This is a genomic window from Dyadobacter psychrotolerans (assembly GCF_004349265.1).
GTDB classification, from domain to species: domain Bacteria; phylum Bacteroidota; class Bacteroidia; order Cytophagales; family Spirosomataceae; genus Dyadobacter; species Dyadobacter psychrotolerans.
Window position 1 is genome coordinate 343,137 of the sequence record NZ_SMFL01000002.1, and the last position, 16,640, is coordinate 359,776.

Annotated in this window: 12 protein-coding genes; 4 read left to right on the forward strand and 8 right to left on the reverse strand. The window is 43.1% G+C overall.

What is annotated here, in order from left to right; translation table 11 throughout:
• Positions 1-15: 15 nt before the first annotated feature.
• From E0F88_RS05300 to E0F88_RS05320, 5 genes are all read right to left on the reverse strand, one after another.
• The gene (locus E0F88_RS05300) at positions 16-849 is read right to left on the reverse strand and encodes a universal stress protein (RefSeq protein WP_131957116.1); all 834 of its coding nucleotides are present in this window, start codon (positions 847-849) and stop codon (positions 16-18) included.
• A gap of 9 nt (positions 850-858) precedes the next feature.
• Positions 859-3,264, reverse strand: coding sequence for a phosphoketolase family protein (locus E0F88_RS05305; protein ID WP_131957118.1), 2,406 nt, complete (start codon positions 3,262-3,264; stop codon positions 859-861).
• A gap of 5 nt (positions 3,265-3,269) precedes the next feature.
• A complete protein-coding gene (locus tag E0F88_RS05310; protein WP_131957119.1) occupies positions 3,270-4,469 on the reverse strand; it encodes an acetate/propionate family kinase in 1,200 nt (399 codons plus the stop codon).
• Positions 4,462-4,815 (reverse strand): cupin domain-containing protein, encoded by a 354-nt coding sequence (locus E0F88_RS05315; protein WP_131957121.1) that lies wholly within the window; start codon positions 4,813-4,815, stop codon positions 4,462-4,464. Before E0F88_RS05315 ends, E0F88_RS05310 begins: the two co-directional genes overlap by 8 nt.
• Positions 4,816-4,987: 172 nt before the next feature.
• A complete protein-coding gene (locus E0F88_RS05320) occupies positions 4,988-7,648 on the reverse strand; it encodes a cation-translocating P-type ATPase (RefSeq protein ID WP_131957123.1) in 2,661 nt (886 codons plus the stop codon).
• 209 nt (positions 7,649-7,857) lie between these two features.
• Between E0F88_RS05320 and E0F88_RS05325 the strand changes: the two genes are divergently transcribed.
• Positions 7,858-8,874 carry an AI-2E family transporter gene (locus E0F88_RS05325; protein ID WP_229213684.1) on the forward strand — a complete coding sequence of 339 codons (1,017 nt, stop codon included), beginning with the start codon at positions 7,858-7,860 and terminating at the stop codon, positions 8,872-8,874.
• A gap of 346 nt (positions 8,875-9,220) precedes the next feature.
• Here the strand turns inward: E0F88_RS05325 and E0F88_RS05330 are convergent, their stop codons facing one another.
• The gene (locus tag E0F88_RS05330) at positions 9,221-9,463 is read right to left on the reverse strand and encodes a putative universal stress family protein (RefSeq protein WP_131957126.1); all 243 of its coding nucleotides are present in this window, start codon (positions 9,461-9,463) and stop codon (positions 9,221-9,223) included.
• Positions 9,464-9,554: 91 nt separating this feature from the next.
• Here E0F88_RS05330 and E0F88_RS05335 point away from each other — a divergent pair, with 91 nt between their 5' ends.
• From E0F88_RS05335 to E0F88_RS05345, 3 genes are all read left to right on the forward strand, one after another.
• A complete protein-coding gene (locus tag E0F88_RS05335) occupies positions 9,555-9,782 on the forward strand; it encodes a hypothetical protein (RefSeq protein WP_131957127.1) in 228 nt (75 codons plus the stop codon).
• A gap of 202 nt (positions 9,783-9,984) precedes the next feature.
• Positions 9,985-10,323, forward strand: a complete 339-nt coding sequence (locus tag E0F88_RS05340) for a PadR family transcriptional regulator (RefSeq protein ID WP_131957128.1) — start codon at positions 9,985-9,987, stop codon at positions 10,321-10,323.
• The gene (locus E0F88_RS05345) at positions 10,320-12,977 is read left to right on the forward strand and encodes an ABC transporter permease (protein WP_220466236.1); all 2,658 of its coding nucleotides are present in this window, start codon (positions 10,320-10,322) and stop codon (positions 12,975-12,977) included. Before E0F88_RS05340 ends, E0F88_RS05345 begins: the two co-directional genes overlap by 4 nt.
• A gap of 82 nt (positions 12,978-13,059) precedes the next feature.
• Here E0F88_RS05345 and E0F88_RS05350 read toward each other — a convergent pair whose 3' ends face one another.
• Together E0F88_RS05350 and E0F88_RS05355 are read right to left on the reverse strand one after the other, a co-directional pair.
• Positions 13,060-15,579: a glycoside hydrolase family 95 protein gene (locus tag E0F88_RS05350; RefSeq protein ID WP_131957130.1), complete on the reverse strand. Its 2,520-nt coding sequence runs from the start codon at positions 15,577-15,579 to the stop codon at positions 13,060-13,062.
• Positions 15,580-15,614: 35 nt separating this feature from the next.
• Positions 15,615-16,631 carry a zinc-binding alcohol dehydrogenase family protein gene (locus E0F88_RS05355; RefSeq protein ID WP_131957132.1) on the reverse strand — a complete coding sequence of 339 codons (1,017 nt, stop codon included), beginning with the start codon at positions 16,629-16,631 and terminating at the stop codon, positions 15,615-15,617.
• Positions 16,632-16,640 lie beyond the last annotated feature (9 nt).

The window sequence follows — 16,640 nt, forward strand, 5'->3', positions numbered from 1 at the left end:
GTACTAATACTTATTCTAAATCTTATTAAAAACCAACAAAGGCACGACTGGATGATAAGAAAACTCTGCAGATTTACTCGATAAAAATATTTTCTCAAACAGACTCCTGTGATGCTCTGTAAACATCACCAGCATAGAAGGCTTCGTACGGGCGACGGCTGCTTCGATATGCGAAACCAGACTTTCGGCAGGTTCAAAAAACTTGATGTCCAGCTTCATGTGCAGGTGATCTGACTTTTTTGTTGCCTGTTCAATCTTTTCAGGATCAATATGAGTTTCCAGAAAAGTGGTGAAGTGAAGCAGTTGTACTTCGGCATTGATAGGGGCGGCAAATGCGGCTACGGTTTCCAGTTCTTTATCCAGATTTGCAAGATCGGAAGCATACAAAATACTTGTGATCTTTTTGGACTTATAAGTATAAGGCACAGCGATGACGGGTATTTCTGAATTGTTGATCAGGTTGGCTGTGTTGGTGCCAAGTAGTCTTTGTAGTTTGCCTGCTCCTCGGGTGCTGATGCATATAAAATCAAAATGATGGTCAGTAGCATATTCCATGATATTACTTTGCGCAAAAAACGAACTCTTAATCACACATTTGTCGTGTTCCGGTTTAATTCCAAGCTCCTGATACACTTTTCCAACAAACAGATCCAGCTTCTGCCGAACCTTTGCAGCTTCTGATTTTTCATAGTCTTTTATCCGGGCTGCCGTCCAGGTTGTGGGCGACATAATGTTGTAGGAATGGAAAAAAGTGAGCGCAAAATTACTTTGTGAAGCCAATTGAATGGCAAACCGAAGGCCTGCTTTTGAGTCTGCGGAAAAATCGGTAGTAACGAGTATTTTTTTCATGATTGTATTTTACACAAGATTTGTTGACGGGCTTAGATTCCATTTCCAGTTCAAAATTTCGGGCATGTCTTCACCGTGACTTTCAATGTAAGCTTTGTGATCGAGCAATTTATCACGCAGATATTGTTTGGTATAAGCGCCTTTGGCGCCCAGGCCAGGCAGACGGTCAATCACATCACTCACCAAATGGAACCTGTCCAGGTCATTGAGCACCACCATATCAAACGGTGTCGTGGTTGTGCCTTCTCCTTTGTATCCTCGTACGTGCAGGTTTTTGTGATTTGTCCGGCGGTAAGTGAGACGGTGGATCAGCAGCGGATATCCATGAAAGGCAAAAATAATGGGTTTGTCTTTGGTGAAAAGTATGTCGAAATCTTTGTCATTTAAGCCATGAGGATGTTCGCTTTCAGGCTGGAGTGTCATCAAATCCACTACATTAATTACCCGTACTTTCAGTTCTGGTAATTGTTCCCTGAGAATCTGAACGGCAGCAATTGTTTCCAGTGTGGGCACATCTCCGGCGCAGGCCATCACCACATCGGGTTCAAAACCTTCATCATTACTTGCCCATTTCCAGATACCCAGTCCGGCCGTGCAATGTTTGATCGCAGCATCCATATCCAGCCACTGCATTTCAGGCTGTTTGCCGGCAACAATTACGTTGATATAGTCCCGGCTTCTCAAACAATGATCCGTTACGGAGAGCAGCGTATTGGCATCCGGCGGCAGATAAATACGTACAATTTCCGCTGTTTTGTTGGCCACAACATCCAGAAATCCCGGATCCTGGTGGCTGTTACCATTATGATCCTGCCTCCATACATGTGAGGTAAGCAAATAATTCAGCGAGGCAATCGGTTTGCGCCAGGGCAGTTTTCTTGAAACTTTCAGCCATTTGGCATGCTGGTTGAACATCGAATCCACAATATGAATAAAGGCTTCATAACAGGAGAATAATCCATGTCTGCCCGTCAATAAATATCCTTCCAGCCAGCCCTGACAAAGATGTTCACTCAATACTTCCATCACCCGGCCATCAGGTGAAAGATGGTTGTCACCCTCAAAAATCTCCGCAGTAGAGGTGCGACCGGTAATATCAAACAAATGAGAAAGGCGGTTGGAAGCTGTTTCATCAGGACCAAATATCCTGAAATTACGTTCATGCCAGTTTGCTTTCATCACATCTTTCAGAAATTCACCCATGACAGATGTCGCTTCAGCCGTGATATTTCCGGGAGTTGGAACTGCTACTGCATGATCTTTAAAATCGGGCATCTTCAAGTTTATAAGTAGCGATCCGCCGTTGGCACTTGGATTTGCGCCCATCCGCCTGTTTTCTTTCGGTGCCAGTTCCGCGAGTTCAGGTATCAGTTTTCCATTTTCGTCAAAAAGCAGTTCGGGTTTGTAGCTTTTCATCCAGGTTTCAAGCATTTGCACATGCTCAGGTTTGGTGGCTAGTTCCGCCAATGGCACCTGGTGCGCACGCCATGTTCCTTCAATTTGAAGACCGTCTACAACTTTTGGCCCCGTCCAGCCTTTTGGTGTCCGGAAAATGATCATGGGCCAGATAGGACGTTTTTTGAAACCATAAACCCGCGCATCACTTTGTATAGCCCTTATTTCTTCCACAACAATGTCTAGTGTCGCGGCCAGTAATTCATGCATGGTATCGGGGTCATCACCTTCGACAAAATAGGGGTTGTAGCCATGCCCACGGAAAAGCTGTTCCAGTTCTTCTTTGGGAATTCTCGCCAGAATAGTAGGATTGGCAATTTTATATCCGTTCAAATGAAGAATCGGAAGTACAGCACCATCGTGAACAGGATTCAGGAATTTGTTGGAATGCCAGCTTGTAGCCAGTGCCCCGGTTTCTGCTTCTCCGTCGCCGACCACACACGCTGCAATCAGATACGGATTGTCAAAAACAGCTCCAAAAGCATGTACCAGCGAATAACCAAGTTCACCACCTTCGTTGATAGAACCAGGTGTTTCCGGCGCTACGTGACTTGGGATGCCGCCTGGGAAGGAGAACTGTTTGAAAAGTTTTTGCATTCCATTTTCATCCTCACCAATATCTGGATATACTTCACTGTAAGTTCCTTCCAGATAAGTATTGGCCACTAAGCCGGGCCCGCCATGGCCCGGACCTGTTACGTAAATGATATTCAGATCATACTGCTTGATGACGCGGTTAAGATGGACATATATAAAATTAAGTCCGGGCGTTGTACCCCAGTGGCCCAGAAGCCTTGGCTTGATATGTTCAAGTGTAAGTTTTTCTTTGAGTAACGGATTGCCATACAGGTATATCTGACCGACTGACAAATAATTGGCCGCATGCCAGTATGCATCCATTTTTCTTAACAATTCCGGCGATAAAGTTTTCACTTTAAGATCAGCATCTTGCACTTCCATAATTGTTATTGTTTAATGTTGTAATTTAAAACCTGGCGGACGAGCCTGGCGATCATTATTTCTTCGTTAGTCGCAATCACCCGGATTGTAACTTTTCCGTTTTTCATTGAAATAACCGGATCATTTATTTGATTTCTTTTTTCATCCAGTTCAATTCCTAAAAAACCGAGATCCTGGCATATCCGGCTGCGGATCTGCGGAATGTTTTCGCCGATTCCTCCTGAAAAAACAAGGGTATTGACGCCGCCGAGTACAGCCGCAAATGAGCCGATTGATTTTTTTATCTGATAACAAAATAGCTCAATCGCTTCGGCAGCACGATTGTCATCAACTTCGGATTTCATCAATTCCTGCATATCTGAACTTGTTTCCGAAATACCCAAAAGTCCGGATTCGTGATTTACAACGTGGTTGAATTGTTTGGGACTCAGTTTTTCAAATTGCATCAGATACCAGGCCACACCCGGATCCAGATCCCCGCTGCGGGTTCCCATCATCACGCCCGAGCCAGGGGTAAAACCCATCGTGGTATCCATACTTTTTCCCTGTTTAACGGCAGCAAGACTGGCTCCGTTTCCAAGATGCGCCAGTATGACTTTTCCGTGGGCGACTTTTTTGTCTGCCTGGCGTTCGAGTTCCAGCATCAGGTAAGCGTAAGAAAGTCCGTGAAAACCATAACGTTGAATATTTTTTTCAGTAAATCTTCTAGGAATTGGAAGTCGTTTTGCGACAGCTGGCATTTCAGCGTGAAATGAAGTGTCGAAACAAACGATCTGTTTTAAATCCGGATGTCGTTTGCTAAACAGCTCAATGAGTCTAATTTCTTCGGGCAAATGCTCCGGGTCGTATGGGCTGATCTTTTTGAGGTAATCTAATAAGTCTGGAGTTATTTCCTGTGGTTCAGAATATTTCATGCCATGAACAATCCTGTGTCCAATGGCAGCAACCGCGGAAAATTCTGCTCGGTTTTCCAGCCAGTTAATCAAAAAATGGGTGGCGTGTTCGTATGTATTCTCTGTGATTTTAATATTCTCAGTTTGATCAGAAATACTGGTAGTCAGAATAGCTCCCGATATTTTATTTCCAATACCCCCAAGCTTTCCGGCAAATGCTAATTTAAGATCCTCGTGAGCGCTGTAAAAGGCAAACCTGATGCTTGATGAGCCTCCATTTAGCGTCAGGATGTAGTTTTGAAAATCACTCATAACCGCTTTTAATCACGGTTGAGATCATTTTAAACTGTTCCTTGGCGCAAAAGGAATTCCTTGTATGCGCAGGAATAATTATTCCTTGTCCTAATTTTAGCTTGTGCTTTTTACCGTCAATAACGATTTCGGCAGATCCGTCAATAATCTGAATGTAGGTATCAAAAGCGGACGATTTCTCCGCCACTTCTTCTCCTGTATCAAAGGAAGAGACTGTAATATTACCTGTTGTCTTCCTTATTATGGTTTTGCTTAACACGGCGTTCGGAACATATTCTATGATTTCTACGATGATGTGTGCTTTTGATTTCTCCATTTCAACGTCAGTTCTGTCTTTGCTATCCATATTGAGAGATCGGTTAGTGAGCCTCGGATGCTGATCATCATCGTGCATCTTAAATAAAAGCGATATGAATTTATCAGTAAACGAGAAGTATAAAGGTGGAGCTATTAAACCTTATTTTTTTACAAAAGCCTGGCTAAAAGTTGCATCAATCACAGATTTAAAAACACCCTGACTATTTAATTGGAAAAAATAAACGTGTTGTTTGTATCACTAAAACAGGAAGAATACCAGCTGCCAGGATTAATTCCAGCGCTTCAATATCAAGTATCTGGAGGGATAATATTTGTCGAAGGAAAGGGATGTAATAAGTGGCAAACATAATCGCTATACACAAAACGAGCGCCATCCAGATAAATTTGTTCCTTGTGATCTCATTATTAGAAAAACGCAATTTGCCTGAATACATGTTGAAAACATGAAGCAGCTGTGCAAGGGAAAGCGCGTAAAACGTAATTGTATTTCCTTCTTCTGGACTTAATCCTAGCTTGTAGATCGCATACCAGTAAACACCAAGCACCGAAGTAGTCATGACAAGGGCATAATATACAATTCTTTTCCAATCCGCTGTTTGTAAAATAGGCTGTTTTGGGTCTCTGGGAGGGGACTTCATTAGTTTTTTGTTGTCTTTTCCAACGCCCAATGCAAGTGCCGGAAAGACGTCCGTAATGATGTTGATGAAAAGAATTTGCAGCGGCAGGAGCGGACTTCCCACATTAAGAAAACCTGCAAAAGTGACTACGAAAATTTCACTCATGTTACAGGACAGCAGAAAGACGATAAATTTTCTGATGTTTTCAAAAATCACCCTTCCCTGCTCAATCGCGTGAACGATGGAAGCAAAGGAATCATCTTTCAGTACCATTTCGGCAGCTTCGGCCGCAACAGCCGTTCCACGCAGTCCCATGGCTATACCGATGTCTGATTTTTTTAAAGCAGGAGCGTCATTAACCCCATCTCCAGTCATACCTACAATGTCGCCTTGTTTTTGGTAAAAATCTATCATTTCCAGTTTTTGTGCCGGATTTACGCGGGCGAAAACTCGGCATTCCATCATCTTTTTCTGATCATCGGCAGAGGTAAAATCGAATGATTCAAGATCTTTCCCGGTGAGCACGAGTTGCTCATCTTCCCCAACCAGATTGACTTGTTTGGCAATTTTCAGCGAGGTAGCCGGATGGTCGCCGGTGACCATAATAACTTTGATTCCTGCTTCATGACAAGCATTTAACGATTTAATCACCTCTTTTCGAGGCGGATCCAGAAATCCGATCAGTCCTGCATAAGTCAGTTTTTCTTCTTTTGTAAAGTTTTCTCCCGGTTTTTGACTGGTTTGCCGGTAAGCAAAAGCAAGGGTCCGCAGTCCGTCCGCAGCCATCAGTTCAGACACTTCGAGTTCTTTGTCTCTGTCCTGCTGATTATTCCAAGTACAAAGTGCAGAAACTTCCTCCACAGCGCCTTTTACACCAATAAAATATTCTGTCCCCACCTGATCCAGCGTTGCCATCATCCTTGTATCGGAACTGAAAGCCAGCTCAGCCTGCCGCTTGTAATTCTTATGTAACTTGTGCAGATCGATACCGGCAGTGCGTGCGTAAGAAAGAAGGGCTACTTCAACAGGATCACCCAGTTCTTTACGGTCTGATTTCTTTGAGTCTAATTGTGCATTGTTAACCAAAGCCCCGATTCGGGCAAGCATTTCAAGTTCGGGTGAATGGATCAGATCCTGATCGCCTCTTATAACCTCAAGTGTTTGAGCGCCACCAGTATTTAAATTAAGTCGAACTGTAAAATCGTTATCAGCCACCCGGAGCGCATGAACTTCAATCTTATTCTGTGTAAGTGTCCCCGTTTTATCCGTAAAGATAACGTTGGTTCCTCCGAGTGTTTCTACGGCAGAAAGACGTTTTACGATCACTTTCCTTTCAGCCAGACGAAGCATTCCGTAGGCAAGTGCAACGGTGGCAACAACCGACATGCCTTCCGGGATAGCTGCAATGGCCAACGCAACGGCTGTTTCTATCAACTGTTTGACTTCTTGTCCTCTTAAAAAACCGACAATTAAGAATAATGTCGCCATTGCGAGTGTAACCCAGATCAGCACTTTTCCCAATGCATCCAGTTTTGCTTCCAGGGGAGTCGCCGTACGCTTAGCCTCGCTGACCATCGTTGCGATCTTGCCAAGCTCTGTTGCCTGACCTATATTGGTTACTACTGCTTTTGCATTTCCGTTTGTAATGGCAGTTCCCTTAAAAAGACAGTCGTGTCTGTCGCCAAGTGGCGAATCCTCCGGGGATTGGTCAGTGGTTTTCTGAGTTGGAACAGATTCACCGGTTAATGCAGATTCGTCGACAGTTAACTGATTGACTTCCAGAATCAGCGCGTCGGCAGGTATCAGATCACCGGCTTCCAAAATCAGGATGTCGCCCATCGTCAACTGATCGGACGGAACCTCTTTTATTTTTGAGTCGCGCATTACTCTCGCTGGTGTAGTGTCCAGTTTGCGCAAAGCTTCCATGGATTGCCGGGCATTGTATTCGAGTACAAAACCAGTAATTGCATTAATCAAAATGACAGCAATTACTGCAAAGCCTTCAAGGTTGTCGCCGAGAAAAAAGGAAACGACTGCCGCTGCCGCCAGGATCCAGACGATGATACTGTTTACTTGCCGTAAAAGAATGGACCAGATGCTTTCCGGCTTTACCTGATCTAACTCATTGAGGCCAAATTGCTCTAGGCGCAAGGCGGCATCCTGACTTGATAATCCTGTTTTTAAATCTGTAATCTCAGGTTTGCCAGTTTCCCTGGCAATATTTTGGCGCTGTGTTTCTGACATGCTGGTATTTTAAATGGAAGACATCTTTTCTCAAGTTAGAAAAACTAAGTCAGTTAATAAGCTCAGCTGATCCTGGCTTTTAATTATCGTATTAATGTAATCGGATTAGTAAATGATTGCATTTCAATATTTTAGATTGGTATACAATACAAAGTGACGTTCTTTGACCCGAAGATAATAATTCCTCTCTCTGTTTAATCCACATAATAATGCCAACTTTTAATAACCAGATCAGACAAATTGGGTTACTGATCATCCTAACAGCTTTGGCATTCCTGCTTTTGTTTGAGTTATATGGTTTTCTTCCCGGATTTTTAGGCGCACTTACTTTATACATACTGAGCCGGCAGTGGTACTTTTCATTAACCATTCGGAAACACTGGAACAAAAGCGGAACCGCACTATTGTTTATGCTTGCATTTCTCGTCGGGGTTGGCCTTCCGGCCTCCTTTGCAATTCATCTGATTTCGTCCAAGGTCAGCGTCCTGTTTGACAATTCAGAGCAGGTCATTGTCGTTTTTAAAGCTGCTTCGGTCCAAATCAAGCAGTGGACGGGCTTCGACATTGTGACAGACCAAAGCCTGGGCGAAATCCAAAAGCTGATTACGAATTTTATCCCTTCCTTCCTGAACAGTTCAGCATCTGTGGCAGGCAATCTGCTCATGATTCTCTTTCTGTTTTTTTTTATGCTTACCAATGGTACTGAAATGGAGCGCAAGATTTCTGGCATCATACCCTTAAAAGAGGAAAATGTAGAAGTCCTTGCCATCGAAACCAAAAACATGATCCGGGCCAATGCATTAGGTATCCCATTGATTTCTATTATTCAGGGGCTATTTGCCATCTTCGGTTACTGGGTATTTGGTGTACAGGATTTTGTTTTATGGGGTTTCATTACGGCTATTTTCGCATTTTTTCCTGTTGTTGGTACTGCGTTTATCTGGATACCGTTAATCATTTATCTATATACATCGGGTGAAAGCGGACGAGCGATCGGACTGGCGATTTATAGTATCGTTGTCACAGGTAATGTCGATTATCTGGCACGGGTAACTTTGCTTCAAAAAATTGGCAACGTGCATCCTGTTATTGCAGTACTTGGATTAATTGTCGGACTCAAACTGTTTGGCTTCTGGGGCTTTATTTTTGGTCCTCTTATGATCAGTTACTTTCTTTTGTTAGCCAGGATTTATGCCAGTGAGTTTGGTTCATTGAATAAGCGATGAATGAGTGATTAATTCGGATTCAGTCATTTTGGTCAATAATACTGTGGGCTGAGGATAGCAAAAATTTAACTCGAATAGGTCCATACCAGGATATTGGCGTGATTTACGATATCTGCGGTGATGATTTCAGTAAACAAATGGCGCATATCACGCTTTCTGCTTTCTATGTATGGCGATCATATCTGCATGGATCTCACGGGCAAAGTACCCCATCCTCGGGAGCCGTGCGTTCCCATGACTACCAAACCTATTTTTTTATCGTCAATAAAATTAGGAATGGATGGTAAAAATTTCTATGATCGGATCTTCGGATGTAAAAAAATTGCTATGTCAGGATATTCATTGATCAGATTTTTAAATTTAGTCCTGCTTGTTTGAAATTCTGCTCAAGCTTTTTAGGTGCACTATTGTCATCAAACAAATTTAACAGGAACAGCTCCTCTACTTTTTCAGCTAGGTTGATAGCAAATCTAATCGGCTTGTCGCTTGCCGGAGAAAAATCGCACGGTACAAGAATTCTAACCATATCACATAATTGCAATGATAAAATATTTTTAGACAACCACCATGTTGTGATAAGATCAGGCAAAGGGTCTTTTATTTATTAGTCCATTACTTACATATAAACCGATGTTTCTCATATAAAACACAGGTTTGGCCGGCTTAAGGCAAACTGATTTATGAAAACGTCAATTATTACCTTGGAAGAAATTATTGTGATTTTTTTGTACAGAGCCAGAGTTACAGCATGGTCGATCAGGGTAACCGCTAAGATAACTGCTTCGGGATTTAAACCGTCTGGCTTCGTTTTACTACTCTTTTTTCTCAATTCAAACTATTTAGCAATCCTCGACAGGAACTTCCTTCGTCAATTCACTTTCACTGAATACTTTGTGAGTGCATTCTAATGTTGAGACTTTGTTTAGACTGAATATCGGCCAGTCCGGTACAAGGCGCACCTTACCATCGCAGTCAAGCAATCTGTATCTTTTATTTAATATGCTGATAGTCAATATAAAGTATTCTATTTTTGATATAAATTGATATCTACTGCAATGAAGAATAAAATAAAGTACTTATATTAACTGCAATTACGAATAATAGCAGATCATGAAGAAGACGAAACTGGGAGAGTTCGAAGAACTTGTATTACTTACAGTAGCCGCCTTACAGCAGGATGCTTATGGAGTGGAGATAAAAAGGGAGCTGGAAGCGCGCTTGAAAGAAAAACTAAGTGTAGGATCTATTCAATCGGCACTAAAAAGAATGGAAGAAAAGGGCTTTCTCACCTCGGCCTTTGGCGAAGCCACTTTGAAAAGAGGAGGTAAACGCAAACGCATTTATTATACTACTTCCCACGCTATTAAAGTGTTGGAAGAAATCAGAGCGATACGCGCAGATCTGTGGAGATCAATTCCTTTGACAGCCTCTGAATTAAAAATGATATGATTGAGTCTGAGCATATTCAACCGCCTCAATGGCCACTGCTTTTGATGCGGTTTTTTTTACGGACGGAATACCTGGAAGAAATTGAAGGCGACATGGAGGAGATTTTTCAGGATAATCTTCGTCAGTATTCTGTTCGGAAAGCAAAGCGAATTTATACATGGGAAATGCTCAGGATGATTCGCCCGGTACTATTAAGAAATTTTAAATCATCTTACATATTTACGCCTTGTGCCATGTATAAAAATTATTTTCTGATTGCCTGGAGAAACCTGGTTAAAAAGAAAGCATATTCAGCCATTAATATTCTCGGATTGGGGGTAGGGATTGCCTGTTGCTTTCTGATTTTTACATTCGTGCAGAGTGAATTATCTTACGACACTTATCATACAAAGCGCGACCGGATCTATCGTGTTACGCATGGAACGAGAGTCTCCGAAGATCCCCGAAATCTGGCGAAAGAAGGGCCGTCCTGGGTATGGGGCAATGCACCTGTTGGACCGGCACTTAAACATGACTTTCCTGAAATAGAAGAAGTAGTTCAGTTTTCCGGCAGGTCCGACATCCTACTGACTAACGGTGATAAAAAGTATCAGGAGAACGGCGTGTTCTTTATGGACTCCACTGTGTTTGATGTCTTTAGCTGGGATTTGTTGCAGGGTGATCCGAAAACAGCATTGGTAAATCCTTATAGCATTGTACTAACACAGAGCACGGCCCGGAAATATTTTGGTAATGAAAATGCTTTGGGTAAAACACTAAAAGGCAGCGATTCCCCGGGGAGAGCGAATGCCGGGCAATACATCGTGACGGGCATCATAGCCGATCTTCCCGTTAACTCTCACTTTAAGTTTAATGCCATCCTTTCTTTGAGTACGTTTAAAAAATCGATTCCGGAAGTCTTCGAGACTTGGGACTATGTTGATTTCTACACCTACTTTCTTGTAAAAGAACAATTCGATGAAGCTGCTTTTAAACAAAAGCTTCCTGAATTTGCAAAGCGGCAACGCAAAGACCCGAAAACAAAATATGTCATTGAGTTGGAATCTTTGAATGATGTTTACCTAAAATCCGATGCGGATCGTCAGCCGGGAGAAACCGGAAGTCTGTCAAACATGTATATCTTCTCTATCATCGGATTGTTCATTCTGGTGATCGCCATGATCAACTTTATGAATTTATCCACGGCCCGTTCTATGGAACGCAGCAAAGAGGTCGGCATCCGAAAATCCATTGGTGCAGCCAGAAGCAGTTTAATCTCTCAGTTTTTAGGAGAATCGTTTGTTATTGTTTCTCTATCGATGATAGCTGCTGTAATTCTGGTAGTGATCTCGCTTCCCTTTATGACAGGATTAACCGGAAAAGAATTTGAAGCAGGTATTTTGATCCATTGGAAAAGTATTCCCATCGTTGCAGGCGCCATGTTGTTGATCGCTTTTGTGGCGGGTTCTTATCCTGCCTTGGTTCTCTCGGGATTTAGTCCGGTGCATGTGTTGAAAGGCATGACCAAGTCGACAGGAGGCGTAAATCTCAGAAGAGGATTGGTGGTTTTTCAATTCAGTCTTTCCATATTACTCATTTCGGTAACGATTATCGTCTATACACAAATGAATCATTTGCTGGATAAAGATTTAGGGTTCGATAAAGAAAGTATGCTGGTGATCGACTACAACTACGACGAAGCCGTTAATGCTAAATCGCAGCTCTTAAAAACAAGGCTGGAAGAGAACCCGTCTATTGTTTCAGCCGCTTTTTCACGAAGTGTTCCCGGAAGCTTTTTCCCATATGCCGGCACAGAGATTGAAACAAAGAATGGCGAAATGAAAATGATGGGACAACCCATTTTTGAGGTTGGGATAGACTTTATACCCCATTTTGGCTTAGAGCTCATTGCCGGAAGATCATATTCCAGGGATTTTCCGGCGGACTCAAGCAGTGCTTTGGTCATTAATGAAGCAGCAGCAAAACAATACGGATATAAAAATCCCGAAGAAATCGTAGGTAAAAAATTCAGGCAGTGGGGAAGAAAAGGTGTTGTGACCGGAGTCGTGAAGGATTTTAATTTCACTTCTTTGCATCAAAAGATTGAACCGCTCACCCTGCCTTTTCAAGCCTATGCAAGCAGATACCTGTCAATTAAAGTTAAATCAGCAGACCTGACAAAAACGGTTCATGAAGTTGGAAAAATATGGAGTGAAATAGAACCGCACAGACCTTTCCTTTATAGTTTTCTGGATGAAGATTTTAATCGCCAGTATAAGGATGATTTTATTTTCAGAAAGTTATTTACCACATTTTCCTGCCTGGCCATAGCCATTGCGTGTCTGGGACTGCTCGGATTGGCAACGTACATGGCAGAGCAGCGCACAAAAGAAATTGGTATCCGGAAGGTTTTGGGAGCGGATTTCCGCACCATCGTTTTGTTGCTTTCCAGCGACTTTATTAAATTGGTTGTGGTAGCTATCTTGATTGCAACTCCCGTTGCGTGGTACGTGATGAACCGTTGGCTTGAAGGTTTCGCTTACCGGGTAGAGATTAGTCTCTGGATTTTTGTTTTAGCAGGGTTCATCGCCTTTTTTATTGTCGCGCTTACCATCAGCTATCAATCCATAAAATCGGCGTTGATGAATCCTGTATCGTCACTCAGGAGCGAATGAGATCATGCATCAGGCATAATTCAATAAGCAACCCGGGGAGATTTTAACGATCTTCCACGGGTTGCTTTTATTATTGTTTGTCTCAATTAACGGCTTGAACCCGGTATGATTTTCCCTTTTCTGTTCTAAACTTGCTGATAAATCCGGTCCCGGTATTTTCTGTTGTGACACTTGCACCAGTAATGGTGACGGGTGTGTTTGTTTTGATGATGCACAGTTCGCCAGTTAAAGATTTAATAATGGAACTGGCAAGCTTTCCGTTTTTCCAGGCCATATCTACTTCAAACCCTGATCGGGCGCGAAGTCCTGTTATCCTGCCATCTTTCCACGCTGATGGTAATGCAGGAAGAAGATAAATTTCTTTCAAATGACTTTGTAACAGCATTTCTGACATTCCCGCTGTTCCCGCAAAATTCCCGTCGATCTGAAAAGGAGGATGCGCGTCAAAAAAGTTTGGATAAGTTCCGCCACCCTTGTACTCACTGTTTCCTTCGTTGGTGTATTTCATAAGCTGGCGGATGAGCAGGTAAGCATGATCGCCGTCCAATAACCTGGCCCAGAAATTAATCTTCCATCCTTTGCTCCATCCTGTTCCCGCGTCGCCCCGAACTTCAAGTGTTTTCCTGGCAGCCTCAAAAAATTCAGGTGTATCCTGGGAAATCCGGTGGCCGGGATGAAGACCGAATAAGTGCGAAACATGGCGGTGTAAGGTGTCCGTTTCTTCAAAATCCCTATACCATTCCTGGATTCGTCCGCGGCTATCAATTTTTAACGGGTAAAGTTTAGCACGTTTTTCAATAAGCAACTTTTTAAAATCCTGATCGTTACCCAGTACGTCAGCCGCTTCGATCAGGTTTGAAAACAAATCGTATATAATGGAGATATCCATAGTCGTAGCAATGGAAACCGCCGCTTCACCACCCTTCGGATCTTTAAATTTGTTCTCAGGAGATGTAGATGGGGCAGTTACAAGAAAACCGCCTTTATCTTCAACCAGCCATTCCAGCGTGAATATAGCCGCTTCTTTCATAATGGGATAGCCTTTTTCTTTCAGGAAGGTTTTGTCGCCCGAGAAACGGTAGTGTTCCCACAAATGCTGGCTAAGCCAGTTGGCACCCATATACCAGTTTGCCCAAACGGGATCACCATCTCCAACGTTTCCAACCGGATTGGATAATCCCCAGATGTCCGCGTTGTGATGTGCTACCCAGCCTTTGGCGCCATAAAATTCTTTTGCGGTCACTTTTCCGGTTTCAGAAAGATCCTTGATCCACCCAAGCAAAGGAGTATGCATTTCCGAAAGATTTGCAACTTCTGCCGGCCAGTAATTCATCTGCGTATTGATGTTGATGGTGTAATTTGAACTCCAGGGTGCCCGCATTTCTTTGTTCCAAAGTCCCTGAAGGTTGGCAGGCGGACCAGCGGGAACACCGGGTAGGGCAGCGCGGGACGATGAAATTAGTAAATAACGACCGAATTGATAATACAGCGTTTCAAGCTTCGGATCATAATTTCCTTTCGAATAAGACATCAGACGTTCGTCCGAAGGTAACAAGACATTAGGATTGTTTTTCGTGCTGTCCGTTATATTAAAAGTCACCCGCCTGGAATATTTATGAAAATCATCCTGATGTCGTTTGGTTAACGCAGTAAATCCTTTGGCCAAAGCTTTGTCAAGATATTCCTTTGCCAGCAACTTCTCATCTTTTCCGTCCTTATCCGGACATTTATCAAAACCGTTAAAACTTGTTGCTGCTGATAAAAATACGATTACCTCAGTTGCATCCTTAACATGAATTCCGGATGTATCCGTTGAAACGGTTCCGTCTTTGCTTACAGCTTTTATTCTGAACTGGAACCGCGTACCGTTGCAACCGGCAGGATCTTCATAAATAATCGGATCTTTACCTCCCGGGGGATTGTAATAGTTCGGGTTGACATGAGCAGGTGCTTTTCCACTAACGAGCAATTCTTTCGACGCTGTTGCTTCTAACACATATTTTAGCTTGCTGCTGGCTGATACTTTAAAATTAAGATGTTTCGCCTTTGTAGCTGTAATCCTGATCACCAAAATGTTATCCGGAGCAGACGTGAAAATTTCCCTTTTATAATTCACTCCGCTGACTGTAAAGCTTGTTGTCGCAATAGAATTCGCAATGTCCAGATCACGGTAGTAGTTGGACGGTTTTTCTCCTTTAAAGTCCTGGCTTATCTTCAGATCACCCATCGGCATGTATGACTCGGTGTAAAGCCCCTGCATTTTTTTTACCAGTTCATTGGCTTTTTTATAATCACCATTTTTTAAAAGGGCTTCTCTGACCTGAGGAAGATAGGATGCCGATTCAGGATTAACATTTGTTTTTACAGGGCCGCCAGACCAAAGGGTACTTTCATTAAGTTGTAACAACTCCTGATCAACACCTCCAAATACCATCGCCCCGATATGGCCATTGCCAACTGGCAGGGCTTCCACCCACCGGTTTGCAGGCTTTTTGTACCAAAGTTTTGAGTCGGCCGGTTGCTGTGCAAAAGAGTTGAAGCTTAATAACACGGACAATGCCGGGCTAACCAATCTCTTTAATTTATTCTTAAAATGTTTCATTTTTATTTTGATTATTCTTAAAGTAATTCCCATAATCAGCTCACCGACACCATTGCCTTGATTACACCGGAAGCAGGATCAAGCCAACTCTGAAAATCAGCTTTAATCTGACCGAAGGCGACACGATGGGTAACGTAGCTGGCCGGACTGATGAGTCCTTCTTTAATGCAGTTTACTACAAATTTAAAATCCGCTCTTGTTGCGTTGCGGCTGCTCATCAGGGTGGCTTCGCGTTTGTGAAACTCGGGATGACTAAAACTGATTTCTCCCCGTTGCAAACCTACCAGAAGATATTTTCCTCCGTGAGCGAGGTATTCAAATCCCTTATTAATGGCCCCTAAATTACCAGTTGCGTCTATGACAACTGTTGGCATATCTCCGTCAGTCAGCCGGACAAGTTCTTCGTTTACGTTTTGTGTGGATCCGTTGATGCAATGCACGACATGGAGTTTCTCCCGGCAAAATCCTAACCGGTTATCGTTGATATCCATCGCGATTACCTTTGCACCTGCAATTCGTGCAAATTCCATGATTCCCAGGCCAATTGGCCCGGCACCAATAACGAGAACTGTGTCCATTGCTGTAACATCTGCGCGGCTTACAGCATGTGCACCAATTGCAAGAGGTTCAACCAGAGCAAGTTCTTCAAAAGAAAGTCCTTCGGCGTGCACTAATTTATCGGAAGGAACTGAAATGTATTCCGACATTCCGCCATCTACATGTACGCCAAAGACCTGCATTTTGGTACAACAATTCGTTTTCCCTTTTCGGCAGGCGATGCAATGTCCGCAATTAAAGTAGGGCAGGAAGGTAACAGCCTCACCAACCGAAAAGTCGGGAGCACCATGGCATGCAATGATTTCACCGGACAGCTCGTGGCCCAGAATTCTCGGGTAACTGAAGAACGGCTGTTTGCCTTCAAATGCGTGCAGATCGGTTCCGCAAATGCCAATGTTCCTGATTTTTAAAATCGCATGGTTTTCCGCCAGTACGGGAATTTCTGAATTATGATACCGGAAATTTCCGGGTGATTCACAAACTAATGTTTTCATGGTGACGAT